Origin of the sequence: Bradyrhizobium sp. CB3481 (assembly GCF_029714305.1) — a bacterium.
Taxonomy (GTDB): Bacteria; Pseudomonadota; Alphaproteobacteria; order Rhizobiales; family Xanthobacteraceae; genus Bradyrhizobium.
In genome coordinates this window covers 5,213,807-5,231,505 of sequence record NZ_CP121647.1, presented here as the reverse complement: position 1 = coordinate 5,231,505, position 17,699 = coordinate 5,213,807, and the positions used below count along the sequence as shown (strand labels likewise).

Annotated in this window: 9 protein-coding genes and 4 pseudogenes; 6 read left to right on the top strand and 7 right to left on the bottom strand. The window is 57.0% G+C overall.

Translation table 11 applies throughout. The features are described 5' to 3' along the window. Window positions 1–198 precede the first annotated feature (198 nt). Window positions 199–998, bottom strand: a pseudogene (locus QA643_RS25555) (isocitrate lyase/phosphoenolpyruvate mutase family protein); the annotation flags it as partial. A gap of 1,024 nt (window positions 999–2,022) precedes the next feature. Further along, a pseudogene (locus QA643_RS25550) lies at window positions 2,023–3,085 on the bottom strand (IS630 family transposase). 665 nt (window positions 3,086–3,750) lie between these two features. Here QA643_RS25550 and QA643_RS38735 point away from each other — a divergent pair. The 3 genes and pseudogenes from QA643_RS38735 to QA643_RS25535 all read left to right on the top strand — a co-directional run bounded on the left by QA643_RS38735 (window position 3,751) and on the right by QA643_RS25535 (window position 5,819). After that, entirely contained in the window at window positions 3,751–3,936 is a 186-nt protein-coding gene (locus QA643_RS38735) for an autoinducer binding domain-containing protein (protein WP_349253224.1), read from the top strand. Window positions 3,937–3,960: 24 nt separating this feature from the next. Next, on the top strand, window positions 3,961–4,221 hold the full coding sequence (locus QA643_RS25540; RefSeq protein ID WP_283028609.1) for a LuxR C-terminal-related transcriptional regulator: 261 nt from the start codon (window positions 3,961–3,963) through the stop codon (window positions 4,219–4,221). Window positions 4,222–4,750: 529 nt separating this feature from the next. Further along, a pseudogene (locus QA643_RS25535) lies at window positions 4,751–5,819 on the top strand (cytochrome-c peroxidase). A 337-nt stretch (window positions 5,820–6,156) separates the two neighbouring features. On the opposite strand, the gene QA643_RS25530 reads toward QA643_RS25535, so the two are convergent. Then, a complete protein-coding gene (locus QA643_RS25530) occupies window positions 6,157–6,888 on the bottom strand; it encodes an outer membrane beta-barrel protein (RefSeq protein WP_283028608.1) in 732 nt (243 codons plus the stop codon). 670 nt (window positions 6,889–7,558) lie between these two features. On the opposite strand from QA643_RS25530, the gene QA643_RS25525 reads away from it, so the two are divergent. From QA643_RS25525 to QA643_RS25515, 3 genes and pseudogenes are all read left to right on the top strand, one after another. Continuing rightward, window positions 7,559–8,498 (top strand): IS630 family transposase gene (locus tag QA643_RS25525; RefSeq protein WP_283028607.1). Its coding sequence is split into 2 segments (ribosomal slippage): window positions 7,559–7,905 and window positions 7,904–8,498, totalling 942 coding nucleotides; the frame shifts between segments, so codons are not numbered across the junction. A 1,726-nt stretch (window positions 8,499–10,224) separates the two neighbouring features. Beyond that, a pseudogene (locus QA643_RS25520) lies at window positions 10,225–11,118 on the top strand (PLP-dependent transferase). Beyond that, the gene (locus QA643_RS25515) at window positions 11,027–11,356 is read left to right on the top strand and encodes a PLP-dependent transferase (protein ID WP_349253297.1); all 330 of its coding nucleotides are present in this window, start codon (window positions 11,027–11,029) and stop codon (window positions 11,354–11,356) included. Before QA643_RS25520 ends, QA643_RS25515 begins: the two are co-directional and overlap by 92 nt. Before the next feature lie 316 nt (window positions 11,357–11,672). Here the strand turns inward: QA643_RS25515 and QA643_RS25510 are convergent, their stop codons facing one another. From QA643_RS25510 to QA643_RS25495, 4 genes are all read right to left on the bottom strand, one after another. Then, on the bottom strand, window positions 11,673–12,707 hold the full coding sequence (locus QA643_RS25510) for an LLM class flavin-dependent oxidoreductase (RefSeq protein WP_283028605.1): 1,035 nt from the start codon (window positions 12,705–12,707) through the stop codon (window positions 11,673–11,675). Between the two features lie 307 nt (window positions 12,708–13,014). Beyond that, entirely contained in the window at window positions 13,015–14,133 is a 1,119-nt protein-coding gene (gene hisC / locus QA643_RS25505; protein WP_283028604.1) for a histidinol-phosphate transaminase, read from the bottom strand. Window positions 14,134–14,638: 505 nt separating this feature from the next. Beyond that, entirely contained in the window at window positions 14,639–15,748 is a 1,110-nt protein-coding gene (locus QA643_RS25500; RefSeq protein ID WP_283028603.1) for a branched-chain amino acid ABC transporter substrate-binding protein, read from the bottom strand. Window positions 15,749–16,662: 914 nt separating this feature from the next. Beyond that, entirely contained in the window at window positions 16,663–17,364 is a 702-nt protein-coding gene (locus tag QA643_RS25495) for a MerR family transcriptional regulator (protein ID WP_283028602.1), read from the bottom strand. Between the last annotated feature and the right edge of the window lie 335 nt (window positions 17,365–17,699).

Here is a 17,699-nt window from a genome sequence, read left to right as displayed (position 1 = left end):
GCCTCGTCGTTCGGTCTCCGAAAGGGAAGCAGCTCGTAGACGTTCGCCAGTTTCGGCCAAACAAATGCGTCGTGAGAGTGCATTTGAGTGTGAGGGCAAGGGAAGACGGTGCATGACAGGCTTAGGTCTAGAACGAATACGTTGTTGTGTGGATGAGAGGGTCTGTCGCAGTTCAAGTGGCATGGACATATCGCGCTTCGCACGCTCGTCGTATCTAACCAAATCGAATACCTCGTCGAGGTGGCTCATTGGCGGCAAAGCCTTTCCTCAGCGATAATTCGGCCCCAAATGTGCCGCATTGCCGTTATCGCCGCTCGCATCGAGTGGTTGGCCCGGATCACAGTGGAGATGCCGGCATCACGGTATGTAGAGACGGGTGTCGATGGTAATTCGTTGGAACGATTACGACGGGCCGCCAGTTTTTCAAGGCACTCGCAAACGAGAGGATCTCGTCAGCCGTGCTCTTACGCGAGTGAATGAGGATAGCGTCAGCTCCCGCAGCGGGGCGTAAGCGCTGCACGTAGGATTGCGTTGTCCATTCCATGGCCGGCGATCAGCGCCTCGATCCGAGGGACGAGGGCCAAGTCGCCTGGATCGGCTCGCAGCCGGCCAGAAATTCATCGATATCGGCGCGCGGATGCCGATCGCCAAGAAGCGAGTTCATCTTCGGAAAGCAGCTGTCCTCCAACGCAACCCCGGCAGCGCCCGTTGACGGAGTTTGCGCGCCAGGAGGCGGGCGTCCTTGAAATTCCCGAAGCCGCCATCGCGTCAACGAGCACCGCCAGCTCAGTCGAGTCGACGATGCGCTCGACTGCGACAACCATTTGGCTCCATGAAGCTCTGTGGGCATCGCGGTCACCGAGCGAGCAGGCAATTGATAGGCCGACGCCCAGAGATCATCTGAAGCCTGCGCGCTTGGCGATAGCGCCCGAGAGTGCATCATGAGCCTCCATGAGAAAGGAGAGGTCGGAATTGGAGCGGATCTCTGCGCGCAGCATTCCCGGACATAAAAAGTCTGCACATCGATCTAGGCCGTTGGCGAGAAAAGATTATGATTGATCTTGCGTGCGACTCTTTGGGGGCGATCGACCGGCCCGGCATTCAGGGTGCACGTCGCCCAGCGTCGGAGCCGCTCGGAAAATCCCGTAGCTCACCCACTAGGTGACATGCGGCTGTCATCTCGATCAATCACTAGCGTTGGTAGTTGATCAGCGGCACGCTCTTGCATATCGCCATATAGGATCCTCCGAAGTTCAGGCGCTGACAATCACAAGGGGTTTGATCGGAGGTGGTGAAAATCAAAAGCGCACACGTTCGATAGTCGAAATCCTCGTCGTCTCCGCACTTCTTGCTCTGCTCGCCGTCCAGACGATCCGAGATCTCGAGTTGCTCACGGCAATACGAAGCGTTGTTCAGTGGGATCGGAAGGGTTTCGGTCCTCGTGGCGCTACGGCCGCTCACCTTCGTTAGGCCCCCGTCCTCGCCACAGTCGAGGGGACAAAACGCATCCCTTCTTTAAGCCGCGGTCTTATTGATCTGTAGCAGAAAATATCGCAGCTGCTGCAAAGGGCGATGTCGCGTTTCCGACGTATGTCGCAATTGTCAATGCCAACGTGACGCAATCGATAGCCAATTCCCTCAAGCGTTTGTACTCATGCCGGATTTCGGGAGCCCCGCACCTGGTACGAGGTTTGCTGTTCTGATCCCAGGTTCTCCCAACTTGTGGAGTAGCGCATGCAAGGTATTGTCTGCATTAAGCGGAGTTCCGGCTTCGCGCAGATCTGCGCGCACCCAGTGGCCAACAACTACGTGCGCCAGGGCGAGACTGACCATTATCGACCCATACGATCCGTCCGCGCCGCGAGCTGTGCCATACCTAAGCGACAGGTTCGCCGTCGAACTCACCGTCCTCGCCATCGACCTCCAGAGGCCACCCAATCCTTATGCAAGGGACTGAGCATCGGCGTCTGTCGTAGTGCTGAGAGTCGCGCTGGGCTCGCGCCCGCCGCTGAATTTGCGCGACTAGTACCCGGAATCAGAGCCTTTGAAACGGCGTTGACGGACCTTTTTCTTGGTCCAGACGAAGGGCTCGGCTTTGTCGTTGTAGGCGTTGACGTAGGCATCGATGTGTTCCTGAAGCTGCTTGAGGCTTGTGAAGGAGGTGCCGCTGAGCGATTGCCCCTGCAAGATTGAGAACCATACCTCGACCTGGTTGAGCCAGGACGCACTTGTCGGCGTGAAATGGAATTGCACGTTGGGGTGGGCCTTGAGCCAGTTCTCATTCTTCTTGTGGGTGTTGAGGTTGTCGAGGATGACGTGAAGCTTTCGGCCCGGAAAGGCCGCGGTGAGGCTGTTCATGAAATCGAGAAACTCGACACGGCGACGGCGTTTGGAATGCATAGCGATGATCTTTCCGGTGGCGACTTCGAGCGCGGCAAACAATGTTGTGGTGCCATGCCGCTTGTAATCGTGGCTCTGGCCGGTCAAGGCGCGGCCATTGGGCAACTTCAGATAGCCCTGCGCTCGCTCCAAAGCCTGGATCGAGGGCTTCTCGTCCACGCAGAGCACAATAGCCTTCGCCGGCGGGGCGACGTAAAGGCCAACGACATCGGCGGCTTTGGCCGTAAAGTTCGGGTCATTGCTCTCACACCAGGACTTGCGAGCCGCGAGGTCAATCTTGTGGCTGCGCAGGAACCGCCAGACATATTGGACGTCAACATCGCCGAGCGCTTCGGCCAGCAGAGGGCCGGTCCAGCGCGCAAATCCTTGCGGGGGCGGCTTATCCAGCAGCTTCAGAATCCGCTTGTCGGTCGTCTTCGTATAGATAGGCTGCTTGCCGGGCCGCGGCTTGTCTTGCAGCCCTTCAAGGCCTTGGTCGGCATAGCGATGGCCGCCAAAGGCTGACAATCCGCGGCTGGACCCCAACTTCCTTGGCGATCGACCGGGTGCTGCGCCCGTCCGCGGCCAACAGGACTATCCGCGCCCGCTTCAAATCGCGCTGCAATGTCATCGGTGAGCGACAACACGCCTCAAGCAACTTGCGATCTTTCCTCGAAAGGTGGACTTCTCTTGCTTCGGGTATCATCCCGACCTTGAATCACGACTCACGTTCCAAGAAAAGCGGGTACTAGGGCGCGAGCGAGAGGAAGCTGTCACGATCGATGCAAGCTCGAGGGCACCTCGGTTGGCGTAGGGATGGTGGGCAGTATCGGCGCAGTGACTCGGGAAAGCGGGCCACGCGCACTGCCGCGAGCCGAAGGACAAGTGCGAGGTGGGTGTCACCTGCGACACCTGCATCGAATGCTGCATCTATCTCGCCGGCGAGCCCTAGCACGCATGCTGCGAGAGTTCCACGAATTCGCGTTTGCCGCAGTGTTCAGGCTGCATGAAGAGCAGAGAAGACGTAGGTGAGCGGCTTGGAACGCGACGACTTCTATGACACGCTCAATCGAACAGCGCAAATGCTTAACCTTTTGGTCCGGTATCGTGAGACGCCACATGGATCTTTTCAGCTTCAGAGAATGCGCGAACCGAACGCGCTCTATCCAGGCTCTCTTTGATCTTCTTGTGAGCTGCGCGAGCGAGGAGGGCTTCAGTGAAGTCGCCTACGGAGCGCTCACCTGCGCTGAGCCGCCCGGTCTACTGGAGTATCTGCCATCCGCAGGGACTGTGAGCTTCCCGCCTGACTGGTGCCAGCGCTATTTTGAACGAAACTAGCGGGTCATCGACCCGGTGGTCCGGCGAACACCAATGCTTTCGGTGCCGTTTCTGTGGGACGAACTTGGCAACCAATATCAGCTGGAAGCAGGCGAGCAGCGCGTATTAGACGAGGCCAGAGAGGCAGGTTTGAAGCATGCCATAAGCGTGCCACTATTCGGGCCATCGGGCGTCTCTGTTGTCTCGTTTACATCACCCTTCGACGATGCCGAACCTTAGTATCGTAGGAGTCATCTCTACGTAGTGGCCTGCCTCTTTCACATCGCATTAGCGGAGATCGCGCAGGCATCGAATAGCAGCTGCAACAGTAAAGTTACGCTGTCCGATCGCGAAAAAGATTGCCTGCGGTGGGCGGCAGAAGGGAAAACGTCTTGGGAAATCGGGATGATACTCAAGATCAGCGATAATACGGCCAATTTCCATTTTAAGAACGTCAATCGAAAACTATGCACGACAAACCGGACACAGGCTATCGTGAAGGCGGTTCGACATAATCTTATTTGAATTCTGAACGCCGCAAGCACCGACCGCTCGGATCCTACGACGTGCGCTCCGACATGGTGCGGACGCCTTTGGCACACCGTAGCAACAATAAGTGAAGGCTGCGCGAGCAGACACGCGAGCATGGCGCCCTTACTGAGGAACCAAGTTCGTGCGGATAACGCATCCTTGCCAATCACTTGATGGAGAATGCAAGATGACCTCGTTTGCCAAATCGCTTATGGCAAGTGTGGTATCGGCGAGACGATCGTCCGACGGCTTTCTCACGAAATCAGATCGTGGGCTGCGAGTCCAAGCGGACACCGCTCGCCTGATTCTGCACACCAGAGCATGGGGTCATCACAATCGTAAGCGTCGCCGCGAAGGCTGGCAGCGTCGAGGATTTCGAGCTTCGAAACATATGATGAGGTTTCGATCCCGAAAGACCCCGTGCGTGGAGCGCAGTGGTCCAGCGGGCGCCCGGCGCAGGCCATGTCTTCGACCGGGCCCCCCCTGAAGCATCAAATGAGAACTAGCGTCGATGAGACCTATTATGATGAAATCAGCAAGATATGAGCTTCACTTCGTGCGTAAATTAGCGATCGTGGCCCTCGCGATCTTGGCCTCATCACAAACCAGCGCGGACGGTGAGTTAATGAGAGCTGCTAGGCGGGTTCAAAGCGATCCCCTCCGTATGCCTGTGGTGAAGGACAACCCGGTTACCCACGAGAAGGTCGGAATCGGCAAGATGCTATTCTTTGATCCGCGCATATGCGCCAGCGAGATCATTAGCTGCAGTACCTGCCATAATCTTGGCACGGGCGGAGTCGATGCCGGTCCGACCTCGGTTGGTCTCGGATGGCAGCAGGGGTCACGTCGGACGCCAACCGTCTATAACGCCGTATTCAACATAGCGCAGTTCTGGGATGGCCGCGCGGCAGACCTCAAGGCGCAAGCCAAGGGACCCGTGCAGGCGAGTGTCGAAATGAACGCGACCCCAGATCATGTGATCAACAAGCTGAATTCGATGAGTGATTATGTCATCATGTTCAAGAAGGCGTTCCCGAACGAGGCTGGACCCGTGACCTTTGATAATTTCGCGAAGGCGATCGAGGCTTTTGAAGCCACTCTGATTGCGCCCGCTGCCCCGTTCGATCAATACCTCGATGGCAACACGAACGCGCTCGATGATCAGCAGAAGTCAGGATTGAAGCTATTTGTTGAAAAGGGATGCTCCTCTTGTCACAACGGAATCAACGTTGGTGGACAGGGTTACTTCCTGTTTGGCGTGATCGAAAGGCCGGCCGCAAGCCTGCTTCCAAACTGTGACAAGGGCCGGTCCGCGGTCACTAAAGCGGCCAGCGACGAGTACGTTTTTCGCGCCGCGCCGTTGCGTAACGTTGTTTTGCGAGCCCCATATTTCCATTCAGGTCAGGTGTGGAGCCTTAAGCAAGCGGTCGGCATCATGGCTAAAGTCCAGCTCGGCACCAACCTTAGCGACAAGGAAGAAGAACGATATTGTGGCGTTTCTGAATTCGCTGACCGGGCGGCTGCCGAAAATAGATTATCCAATACTGCCAACGCGTACCGAGGGGACGCCGGCGCCCTCTTTAGGCAGATAGCACGTCGTTTCATTGTGGCGGGCTTGCGCGGTGTTAAACAGCGAAACTCCGCGGAAGCATGGGGGGCGCAATTGAACTGGGCTGGTGTTCTTGCCGCTGCGTGCATCACCAGCGTGCCGGCGCCGTCGCCCATGGCCTTCCCATTTCGGCCCGTCGCGTTGGGTAGTGGTCACGTCGAACATGGTCAACCGATTGCGGCTCGCCGGGCGGAGCGGGCTTGCATAGATGTGAGGCGGCACTCCCGGAAAGGTAGGGAAGGCGAGATTGCGCGGCGATGGATAAAAGAAGCCCCGGCCATGGGCCGGGGCTCTCGATCCGCCGTTTGAATGCCAAGGGATCAGTATTGGAGAATCATCGGGGCGAACTTGTAATTGATCCTAGCGGTCAGGATATCGAAATCCTGACTGATGCGATCGTTGCCTAGTGGACCAGTCGCACCGGTGAAGGCCCCGGTGCCTTCTTGCCTAAACAGGTGGTCGTACTCGACGCCTAGCGACCAGTTGGGTGCGAAGCCGACTTCCACGCCAACGCCGACCGTGCCGCCCCAACGCGCGCCGTCAGAGCTTGCCAGCAGCGCGCCGGCCGAGTTGATTTGATAGGTGTTGCCAGTCACCGCGGCACCGCCCTTTGCGTAAAGCAGTACGTTGTTGAAGGCGTAGCCGACCTGGCCAGTGATCAAACCGAACGCATCGGTCTTGGTGCCGTTGATGTTGGCTGGAAAGGCGAGGCTGACATTGGAACCGCTGAAGTCAGCCCAATTGCCCTGACCCTCGACACCGAACACCACCGGGCCCGACTGCCAGCGATAACCGATCTGGCCACCGATGGTCGCGCCGATCGCGTCATGGGAGCCCTCGGGCGTGACGCCCGCAAAATCCCAGGAGTTATGGCTTGTGCCCAAACCGCCGTTCATACCGAGATAGTAACCGCTCCAGTCGTAGATCGGAGCAGCCACCGCGGGCGGCGGCGCCCTGGTGTAGACGGGCTGCGCAGCGAGATCCGCACCCAATGCGGGCACCGCCGCGCCAAAGGCGGCAATGCTTGCAGTCACAAGCAACAAGTTTTTCATTCCAGTTTCATTCCGTTTTGTTAGCCCCCAGGCCACGCGCGTCTTAGCAGCGTTGTCGCAAATTGCTGTAATCACAGCGCAACACTCATTTTGACGAAATGGCTTGAATCTCACGCTGCGTGAGGTTGTAGCGTTGGAAGATGACTAAGCTTACACGACAAACATCGATGGCGTATCCGATCCGCGGGCATGCGCTGAGGGTGCTCGAATCGAAGCTCGCTAATAAATGGCGCGCATTGTTGCGAGGTCAGCGATGCGCGGCCTCGAATAGTTTAGCTGACGCATGTTCAATTCTGCGGCTAGTAAAGGCGGAGCTCGGATTTCCGCCTGGTCTCACAGCGGCCACGTCGACCCGCCATCGACTTAATCACGCAAGCCTCGTCACAGAATGTGAGCGAGGCGAAGGCCCTCTAAGGCGGAGAAAGACGAATCTGTTTGAAGCATCGAGCTAACTCGCACGGTCTTTGGCAATCCGTCGTTACCGAGAGATCGTGTGCTCGGATAGGACTCTTGGAGGCGTTCTGATTCCAGCGATAACGAAGCGCGCACGCTCCAGCGCCGAAGCTCACGTTGGAATTAAAGCGGGATGGGGTTAGTCTGAATCGATTTGGGATTCCCAAATCAGTGTGTTTCTGATTCACCATGCTGACTGGATTGGAGGCCAGCATGGATGGGCAAGCCGTACTCTCTGGATCTTCGCAAGCGCGTGGTGGCGGCCATTGAGAGCGGGATGTCCCGCAATCAGGCCGCCAAGCAGTTTGGGGTGGCGATCAGCACAGCCATCGGTTGGATGAAGCGGGTCGATGAGACCGGCAGCGTTGAGCCTGGCCAGATCGGCGGCTACAAGCCGAAGGCAATTTCGGGCGAGCACGCGGTCTGGCTGTCACAACGGATCAAGGACGGCGATTTCACTATACGGGGGCTCGTTGCCGAGCTGGCCGGTCGTGGCCTGAAGGTCGACTACCACTCGGTGTGGGACTTCGTGCATGCCGCGAAGCTCAGCTTCAAAAAAAAGCGTGGCGGCTGGCGAACGCGATCGTCCCGAGGTGGCGCGGCGGCGAGCCCAGTGGGCAAAGTATCAAGGTCGCGTCGAAGCTGAGCGGCTGGTCTTCATCGACGAGACCTGGACCAGGACCGATATGGCCCCCTTGCGGGGATGGGCGCCGCGCGGACACCGACTTCACGCCAAAGTTCCTCACGGCCGCTGGAAGACCATGACCTTCCTGGCGGCCCTGCGCCATGACCGGATCGATGCGCCATGGTTCATCGAGGGGCCGATCGATGGCGTGAGCTTCCGCACCTATATCGAGAAGGTTCTCCTGCCGACCCTTCAGCCCGGCGACATCGTCGTCCTGGATAACCTCGGCAGCCACAGGAGCAAGGCGGTTCGCCAGCTCATCCGTTCGGTCGGCGCCAAACTCTTCTTCCTGCCAAAATACTCGCCCGACCTGAACCCGATCGAGCAGGTCTTTGCCAAGCTAAAGCACTTGGTTCGTAAAGCTGCCGCGCGAACCGTCGAGGCCGTCTGTACCGCAGTCGGCCACGCACTCGACGCCTTCACTTCAGAAGAATGTGCCAACTACCTCAAAAATTCAGGCTATCGAACCTAATGCCATCACGCTCTAGTGTCGCGACGAACTGACCGGATCGCGATGTGGTTCAATGACTTATTGAATGCCTATGAAAATGAAGGAAAGGAGCGGGAGATCGAGGCGACTCTCAAATTGCTGACAGTTAGGCAGCTGGGAAGCAGCGCGACGATATCTTTCACTTTGCGAAAGCAGCCGTTTGGCGTCCAAACAGTTAGAGGCTGCAGGCCTGGGCCACTATCATTCTCTACTTCGTTAGGGTGCTCGCTTTCAGATGGTCGCCCGTATCAACTCCAACGAAAACAGCATCGCATCGATGCGCATCTGAGCCTGTCACGATCGATCGCGCTGTCGTGCTTCCCAAATGTGGCGCCAAACCCGCATCATCGTTCCGATTCCTCAAACTCACCTCAGGAGATTACCGATCATCCCTTCTTTGAACACCATGCCCAATTTGATTTCTGAAGGCATCGGACGGAGCCTGTCAGGCGAGGCGAAGAGGCGCTTTGAGCTCCGGCAAGAAGAGGCCGCTTGAGTTCCGGCAAGTTGTGTGCCGGTCTTTCTATGCTCGTCCTGCGGAGCTTGCTGTGGCCGCTCAAAAATGCATTCCCTTGATCATGCTGGATACTGGGGCGGCCATAATCCCGGCGCGATCGGCGCTACTGGACGGCTCGAGAAGCGTACCACAATATGGAGCGCTCTTCGAAAGCCGCGCTCGAGCAAGGCGGCCGCTACTCATGCTAACGCGTTATGATGACTTATTAATTCCGCTCGACCCTCCCATGACCGTTTCACTTAGAACCACGCCGTGAGCCTATTCATTTCGCTACATGCGAACGCGTTGCACGATCAGGTTGTCGGAGGCGTCAGCGCGCATACGTTGTACTATGCTCTTTCGATATGGCGAGCATTCACGTCGAAACGGGTCAGTTCGAATGCGGCCGATGAGCATCTTCTGCAGTGGACCATCATCGTGCTCCGTCGAGGCCGCCCTTTGCACAGCATTGAGATCTCCATGGATCTTTGAATCTTGCCGGCGAGAGCTGGCTAAACGCGCGGCTCGGGATCGTGTCGACCGGTGTTCCGAGAGACTTGTCTGGCGGGGGAAGTATGGGCGGCCGCAGGCCGTCTCTGAGGCGCACTGTTTGCTGCTCTTTGGCCAGCGTCCCAGGTGTGGAGATCTGCCGACCTCTGGAACTCTCCGTCTTAGCTCACTTCGTGCTCCCAAACGGCTGTGGCGGGTTCGAAACATGATCCGTTTGCTTTGGACGGAGGTATAGATGACGCCTATGTGATTTGCGACTTATCGGGGCCCTTCCGATCGCACGGCCGTTCGAGTGTGGCCCGGCTCTTGCACCATTGCTGCGCAATGGCATTGGAGAGGCGGCACAAGAGGCGATGAAATGCGCGCGCAACTGGTTGATCATCATGCGGATCTTACAAACGGCTTAGAAGCAACACGCCATGAGTGCAGTATCGCCGTTGATAGACAGGTGTTGTCGATCAGGCGAATGCAACTTGAGATCTTGAAGGGCTCTCTGCACCGCAAACTGAAGAGGCTGTTGAGTGGGGAGCCCTTAGTGTCGCGAAACCAAAGGACGCTCTTTGGTTGAAGGAGCTGATCGCGGTCGCTTCAGTTGTTGGGCAGCGCAAGGACATCCCGATAGAAGAGCTATGAAGTACCTGAACGACGGCAACCGAGACGCAACTCTGTCATCTCGGTCGAGAGCCCGAAAAGCACGCCGGGATGGTCAATGTGCCCATCTATCGCGGCTCTACAATCCTTTCGCCGACCCTGGAAGAATGGGAGGCGCGCAGACGCAATCCGATAAGTAGCTACGGACGCTTCGGATCACCGTTGTCTCGCGCGCTTGAGGCGGCCGTTTGCGAATTGGAGGGCGGGTAGCGTTCCATCCTATTCCCATCGGGGTTATCTGCTTGCACGCACTCGCTTCTTGGAGTTTTGAAGGCAGGCGACCATCTGTTAATCAGCGGTAGCGTCCCTATGAGAGTGTTCGCGGACCAAGTTCTCGCAAGGCTTCACATTGAAGTGCAGTATTTCCGTCCGACGCTAGGTTCAGAGGTCTCGGCAAAAATCAAAGCAAACACGCGGGCCCTCTACCTGGAGTCGCCCGGATCCCTGACGTTTGAGGTTCAGGACGCCCCCGCACTCGCTGCCATCGCGCATCGATCTGATGCGCTCGTGATCATGGATAACACGTGGGCGACGCCTCTTTATTTCAAGCCGTTTGAGCATGGTGTCGACATCTCCATCCATGCCGCGACCAAGTATATCGTTGGTCATTCCGACGCCTTGCTGGGCGTTGCGACTGAGGCCGCCTGGCCCGCGTTGCAGTCGAGCGCCCATCATTTTGGAGAAATCGCTGGGCCAGAGGACATCCATTTGGCAGTGCGAGGACTTCGTACGCTAGCGGTCCGGATGAGCCAGCATTGGGATAATGGCGTCAAGCTGGCGCAGACTCTGCAGTCGCATATAGCTCGTCGACAGGGGATTGCACCCAGCGCTTTCCAACGATCCCGGCCATGCAATCTGGAAACGGGACTTTTTGGGTGCAAGCGGACTATTTGGAGTGGTCCTGAAACCCATGTCGCGGACTCAGCTTTCGGTCCGCTTCAATAGCCTACGGCTTTTTGGCATCGGTGCGTTCTGGGGCGGATACGAAAGCCTCGTGCTCCCGGTTGACCCACCGAACCGAACGGAAACGCCGCTCGCTTTCGAAGGCCCGTTGATCCGGATTCATGCGGGGATGGAGAGAGCGAGCGACCTGATTGCGGATATGCATCAGGCGCTGCAGGCGGCTGAAGAGGTTACGGTTGGCCGTGTTGTTCGCCAGGAGGAGGGAGCGATGATTGGCTGATCTTAAAGGACGTGCTGAAGACAGCTGTTAGACGAACAGAAAGTGGTGTTTTCGAGAGGCTGTCGCGGGTCATTCGCTGATCAGACACGTTAATCGTTCTCCATTGTTGCTAATGGTGGATTGGCATTTTTGCGGCCCTACGAAGGGGCTTCTGCGGTAAACTAAACGAGGCGTCTGAAGGTCTGTTCAGTCTCGAGGACGCCAGCGTGGCGCTTTTCGACCCGGCTTATGGGAGCTTCTGTCAGTCCCGGCCGATCGTACGCGGATAGAAAAGGCGCGCTCGACAACAATTTGGATCTGTAACGTCGGATCGAAGTCATACGTAGTCAGGTCGAGCGATGATTTCTGATTGAATCGTGGTTGCGGCGTATAGGGAAGCATCCAGCGGTAGATTCCCAAAAGCGAGTTGAGAAATCAGATAGTTGGCACCTGCCGCTTCCAACTGGTTAAGAAGAGCGTTCCGAACAGAAGCTGGCGTTCCGACGACGCACAATTCGCTCGCGATTGCTGCGTCGAAGGTCAGCGGCAGGTTTGGCGGTGTCGGAATGCCATTATATTCGTAAAGGAATTTGAAACTCTTAAGCCATCCTTCGTAGGCAGAGGCCGCGAGCGAATGGGCATCTGGCTCCGAGCGTGCAATCACGACCATGCGGAGCAATCCGATGAACGGGGCATGATCATCAACGTCACGGTTAGGCTCGCGATGAGCGCGGAAGGCATCAGTAACTTTGCGAACGGTAGAGGAGGGGCCCACGCATGCGAGATTTGCACCATTCGCGGCGGCCCAAGCTGCTGACTCGGGTCTATTGGTGGTAATCCATGTCGGCGGCCAGGGACGTTGAAGAGGTCCAAGGGTCAAAGGAACGTCATTCAACTCAAAGTGATTGCCTCGATAGGACAGAGTGCCGCCTTTCATCGCCTTTATAAGGATCTCGCTGGCTTCCTCATAACGGCTTGGCGCCGTGTCCGCGCTGACTCCGAAGTAGCCCCATTCGACGGGGAGAGATCCACGTCCGATGCCCAGCTCCAGCCGGCCACCACTCAATTGGTCGAGCATGCAAATCTCTTCGAACGCGCGTAGCGGGTGATAAAGGTTAAGCAGCATCACCAATGGGCCAACACGAAGTTGCCTTGTGCGCTGCGCGACGCTTGATAAGAACAGATTTGGTGATGGGCCTCTCCCGTGGGGCGAACAGTGGTGCTCTGCCACATGATAAGCATAGAAACCGAGGCGATCGTACGCCTCCGCTAGTACGAGGCGATCTTCGTATTGTCGGGCTATATCACGGCCGTCGGCATCCAGGTGATCGAAGATGCCGCAGGTTATTTTTGAAGGAAAGACGTCTCTCATTCGATTATCTCCAGGTAGAAGTGTGAAGGCGGGAGGGTCGCTCGCTTGTGGGCATCCGAGCGCTAAAGACGGACGGCTCTTATTGTGATGGCACGTTCCAGCCTGCTGTGTTGGGGTCGTTAGTCGTTCATGCCGCTGATCACTGGCGATTCGTCTTCCGTCTCGACACTGACAAGCGTCAGCCGGTAAGGCATCGATCCGTTGCTACCATTCGTCCTTCAGCCACAACTGACCTATGCCATCGGCATAAATCGCACTCAGCCCGCCCGTGACGTGGTGCTATCGCCGACGAACGCAAAAGACGACATTAGCTCCGCGAAGCGCGCGATCTTCCACTTCTTAAGATCTCGGAGATGTGACCGACTGCTGCGAGGAACGCATCCATTTGCGTTTCTGTGCCGATGCTAACCCGGATGCAATCGCCAAGGCTTTTATCAGGAAAGAAGGCAACGAGTATCTTTTGCGTTTCCAAAGCTGCCTGCCACCACCTGCCGTCTTTTCCCTCTGGCACTCGGGCTAGCAAGAAGTTGGCGTAGGAAGGTGTTACGGAAAATCCGAGTTGCGCCAGAGCGGTCGTAACTCGCTGTCTTTCATGCCTGATATATTGGTGGTTCTCCTCGTAAGCAGCGCGATGGGCAAGAATGCTGGTGCCGATCGCATGCCCGACCACATTCATGTTGAAGACGTTCTGGATATTACGTAGCCTCCCAATGAGCTCAGGATGGCCGAAACCGAAGCCGACGCGAATGCCAGCGGCAGCATAGCTTTTCGAAAATGTTCTTAAGAGTAGAAGATTTGGATAGCGACTGACGAGGCGCAGGCCATTATCAGGTGCAAAGTCGACATAGGCCTCGTCCAAAACGATTAAGCGGTTCGATTGTGCCAGGAGACATTCGATATCGGCTACCGGAACGAAGGTCCCGGTTGGATTGTTCGGATTAGCTAACAGAATGAATTTGGCATTGTTTGCGGGACCAAGAAGCAATTGCTCGAGCGGGAGGGAACGAGCTTCGCTCGTTCCGATTTCGAGCAATTGAGCGCCCTGCAACATGGCGAGCTTGCGGTTGAACGAAAAGCCCGGCGATATCATTGCCACGCTGTCGCCCGGCGCAAGAAAAGCGCGGTAGATGAGCCCGAGAAGTTCAGAGGATCCGTTACCGGCGATCACATGATCTTTGGTGAGGCCGTAAGCATTGGCAGCTGCTTCCCGCAAGCTAATATTGTCCTCTTCTGGATATAGATATTGTCGCTCAAGCGCCGCAATTGCGCTTTGCCATACGATTGTTGGTAGTGGAAATGGGTTCTCATTCGTGTTTAGCTTGATGTAATCAGTCGCCGGCGCAGGCCGGTCGCACGGCAGAGCATCTAGCTGTCTCGCTGCCGGCGAAAGAGAAGAGAGCACAGCTTGCAATTTTGCATCCGACATATTGTTCTCCTTTTGAGCCGCCGAGGCGCTCGCAATCCTCAGCATGCCAGCTGTTGCGCCCTGCGATGGCAGAGGTCAGAGTTGGATGCCTTTTTGAAATAAAAACGGCGGCCATCCAAATCTCTCAGCTAGCAGCAGTTCGAAGTGCTAATCTATGAGAGGCGGGATAAACCTGTCGCTCGGCGCAGCCCCCTTTGAAACCGAGCGGCTAATCGTCGAGCGGATCGCATTTGCGCAACGAGGAGGCTCGGCAACCGGAGTGGGGTCGCCGTCGTTTTTGAACTGGCTGCAACATCATTCCTGGAATGGTCCGGCGCCTGGCAAAAGTAACCGAGCGGCTTCGGCGACGCTGCATGTTCCTCAGAGTCATCCAGGGGTAGGGTAGGGCAGCAAGTATTGCCGCGAGCGCGGGAAGCGAGGCGCGTAGCAAGCGATTTGCGCTGGGAAAGTGTCTCATTGATGCGATCACAGGTTGAATGTTCGGGAACCGTCTGAGCCGCGACGATCAGTTCTGCTCGACGGGTTCGACGATATTGTCGTGCCAGCGGTAAACCAGGAAGCCGGGAGCCGCGTTGTCGCCTTTGGAGTCAAATCGGACTGTGCCGATTACCGTTTCGATTGGCTGCGAACGAAGCGCGGCTGCGACCCGTGACGGGTTGAAGGACCCGGCCCGCTTCACCGCGTCCGCCCAAGCCTGGACGGCCGCATACGCGTAGAGCGTATAGCCTTCTGCAGACAGATTAGAAGCCTTGAGCTTGGCCACGGCGTCCGCGGCTTGGGGAGTCTTGCTGGCGTCGGGCATGAAGGTGAACAGCGTGCCATTTCCGGCTCTACTCGTGATGGCCCAGAACTCGTGAGTCATCAACGGATCGTTTGCCATGATCGTGAGACCTGCGCCTGCTTCTGGGGCCTGGCGTACAATCAGGCCGATCTCGGTGTAATAGCCGCCGATATAGGCGATCTGGATTCCGTCCCTCTTCATCCTCGAGACCAGAGCCGTGTAGTCCTTTTCGCCGGCCACGTAGCTTTGTCGAAAGACGTTTTGGCCGGCTTGCTGAAGGCGCGACTCGACGACATCAGAAATGCCCTTGCCAGCCGTACTCTTGTCATCAAGGACGGCGATTTTGTTGTTCGGGTAATGTCGCAGGATGTATTCGGCTGCCACGACGCCTTGTTGGTCATCGCGGCCGCAGATTCGAAACACGGTCTTAAGACCGCGCTCTGTCAGCTGCGGATTAGTTGAGCCTGGAGAGATTTGAACAACTTGCCCTTCAGCGTAAACGTCGGAAGCTGGGATCGAGGAAGAAGAACAAAAGTGGCCAACGACCAATCTGGCCCGATCCGCCGTCAGGCGATTCGCTGCTGCGACCGCCTGCTTGGGACCGCACGCGTCGTCGGCGACGGTCAATATAACCTTTGTATCGCCAAGTAAGCCCGAGGCATTCAAAGCATCAACGGCCGCGGCAGCCCCCTCGCGCATCTGCGCACCGATCGCAGCAGTGCTTCCTGTTGGTCCGGCCACGGCGATACTAACATCCTTAGCGGGCGCAGTCGAAACCAAAGCACAAGCAAGGATGGCGGCACTTGCGGCTGAACTGGTAAAATTAAGTGTCATTGGAGCTCTCGATGTTGGTGCAAGGCCGCGATCAGTCGTGTTGTGTCCCTCACCGGCTCAGACGTCCAGATAACGGAAGCGAGCGCGCAGTGATCAGATGTGTAATGTCATGACGATTGTCCATTTCGGCCCCAGGTGCGGAAGAGCTCTCGCCCAGAATTAGAACTAAGTGCAGCGCAAGGCGAACTCCACAGACGGCCGAAGTGGTCTTCAGTCGTTCTGCCGGAGAGCGCTCATCTACTTGAAATTGTACAATTTGACGCTACGGGCGATTCAAGCCCCTTCAAGGGTTGCGATTAAAAAAACGACAAAGCTCGCGGACCCACGAGCAGATCATCAAGAAGTCACCGGCATACCCCAAAGCATCCGGCGCGAACCAGAAGCAAACCGTTCGCTGGCCACGCTCAGAGAGCCGGTCGGAATCACGGGGAACGTATGCAAAGAGTTTTCAAGCCGGAAAGCCGGCACAACTCGTTCGAGCTAGCGAAGATCGCCGTCAGTTATCCAAGCAAGGTGCTCTGGTTCACCAATGATCAGCATGTCTCAAGCCGGGTGGCTTCGTCCTCCGCTTGTCACGGTCGTGCTTGGCCACAAGAGACGTTCCGCTCTCCGAGCTTGGTGCTGCGCGCTCTGAACTTGACGCACACAACTGCCGTGGGATCACTTGAGACCGCGGCTCCGAGCATCGGACTTCAGACGCCGAAGATGCTTGCAGGGCCACCGGCGGCGCCCCCAGGGGGCACCCCCCCGATCGGTAAGGTGAAGCGGGCGTTGGTTGTGCATTTGCCTTAACGGCCGCTCGTCGCCTCAGCCGACTGGCTGTCGAGGTCCAAATAGACGCTGATAGAGAGCCAACAGGCTCCGAAAGGCAAGCGGGATCGAGCACGTTATCCCGAAAGCGTCAGCACGGCTACTCACTCCAGCGCGGCGAGTGCGCGATCGAGATACTGCACTAGACTGAGATCCCAGCCAGCCAATTTTGGAGGCGCGCTCAATCGCGCAAGAACTGTCAGTATCGTCGAAGCTGTCGAATCAGCTCCTGCGACTTCGGTGATTAGCGAACGTGCTTGGAGAGCCACAGCAGTGACCCGTTCGCTGCGAGGATGCTCGCCCCGTGTCATGCAATCGCGCAACTCCTCGTGGATCCGTCGCCACCGCTCTTCTCGATGTGGATCTGAGGCGCATCTGCAGCGGGGCGCTTGAGCGCGTTTATTAACCCGCGACATTGCATCCAAAGTCGCGGGTAGCTCATCGACACTGACCTGTACTTCGCCATCGGTTGTCATGTTGCGTAAACGATCTCGCAGCATGGTCGTACGTTCGACTTGATTCTCAATGCGCTCTAAATGGCTGCGCAACAGGTCCGTAAGCGAAGAGCTGCCCTCCATCGCTTTGCGAATCTCCTCAAGGGAGAAGCCAATCTCACGCAGCGCTCGAATTTGGTATACTCGCTGTACACTGTCGCTGTCGTACATCCGGTGACCGCCATCGGTGCGCTCCGAGGCACGGAGTAGCCCTATGTGCTCGTAGTGATGCAGAGTGCGTACCGTTAGGCCGGTAGCCTCTGCAAGTTCTCCAATGCGCCATCGACGCCATCGTGGTGTAGCTTTGGTCATGTTTCTCAATTTCCAAGCCTACAACCTGACATCGCGTGAGATTCAAGCTATTTCAATGATCTAGCTGAATCCTCTTCCATCCGGGCGCAAGCAAGGTGACTCTCCTTTAGGATCGCCGCTTGATTAAGCGATGATGCAATGATGTCCACCAAGTTCATCAGGGATGTGGACTCCGCCTCGCTTGCGGCTGCTGATGATCTTGGCGATCGCCGTGCCATTCTTCGCAAGTTCGCATAGGCGCTGATAACGCCGCGAATGCTGTATCAGAAATCGTTCCAAGACCGAGAGGCCTCCTGGTTCGTAGACACCGCTGCATCGCGGCGACGTGTGGCTCC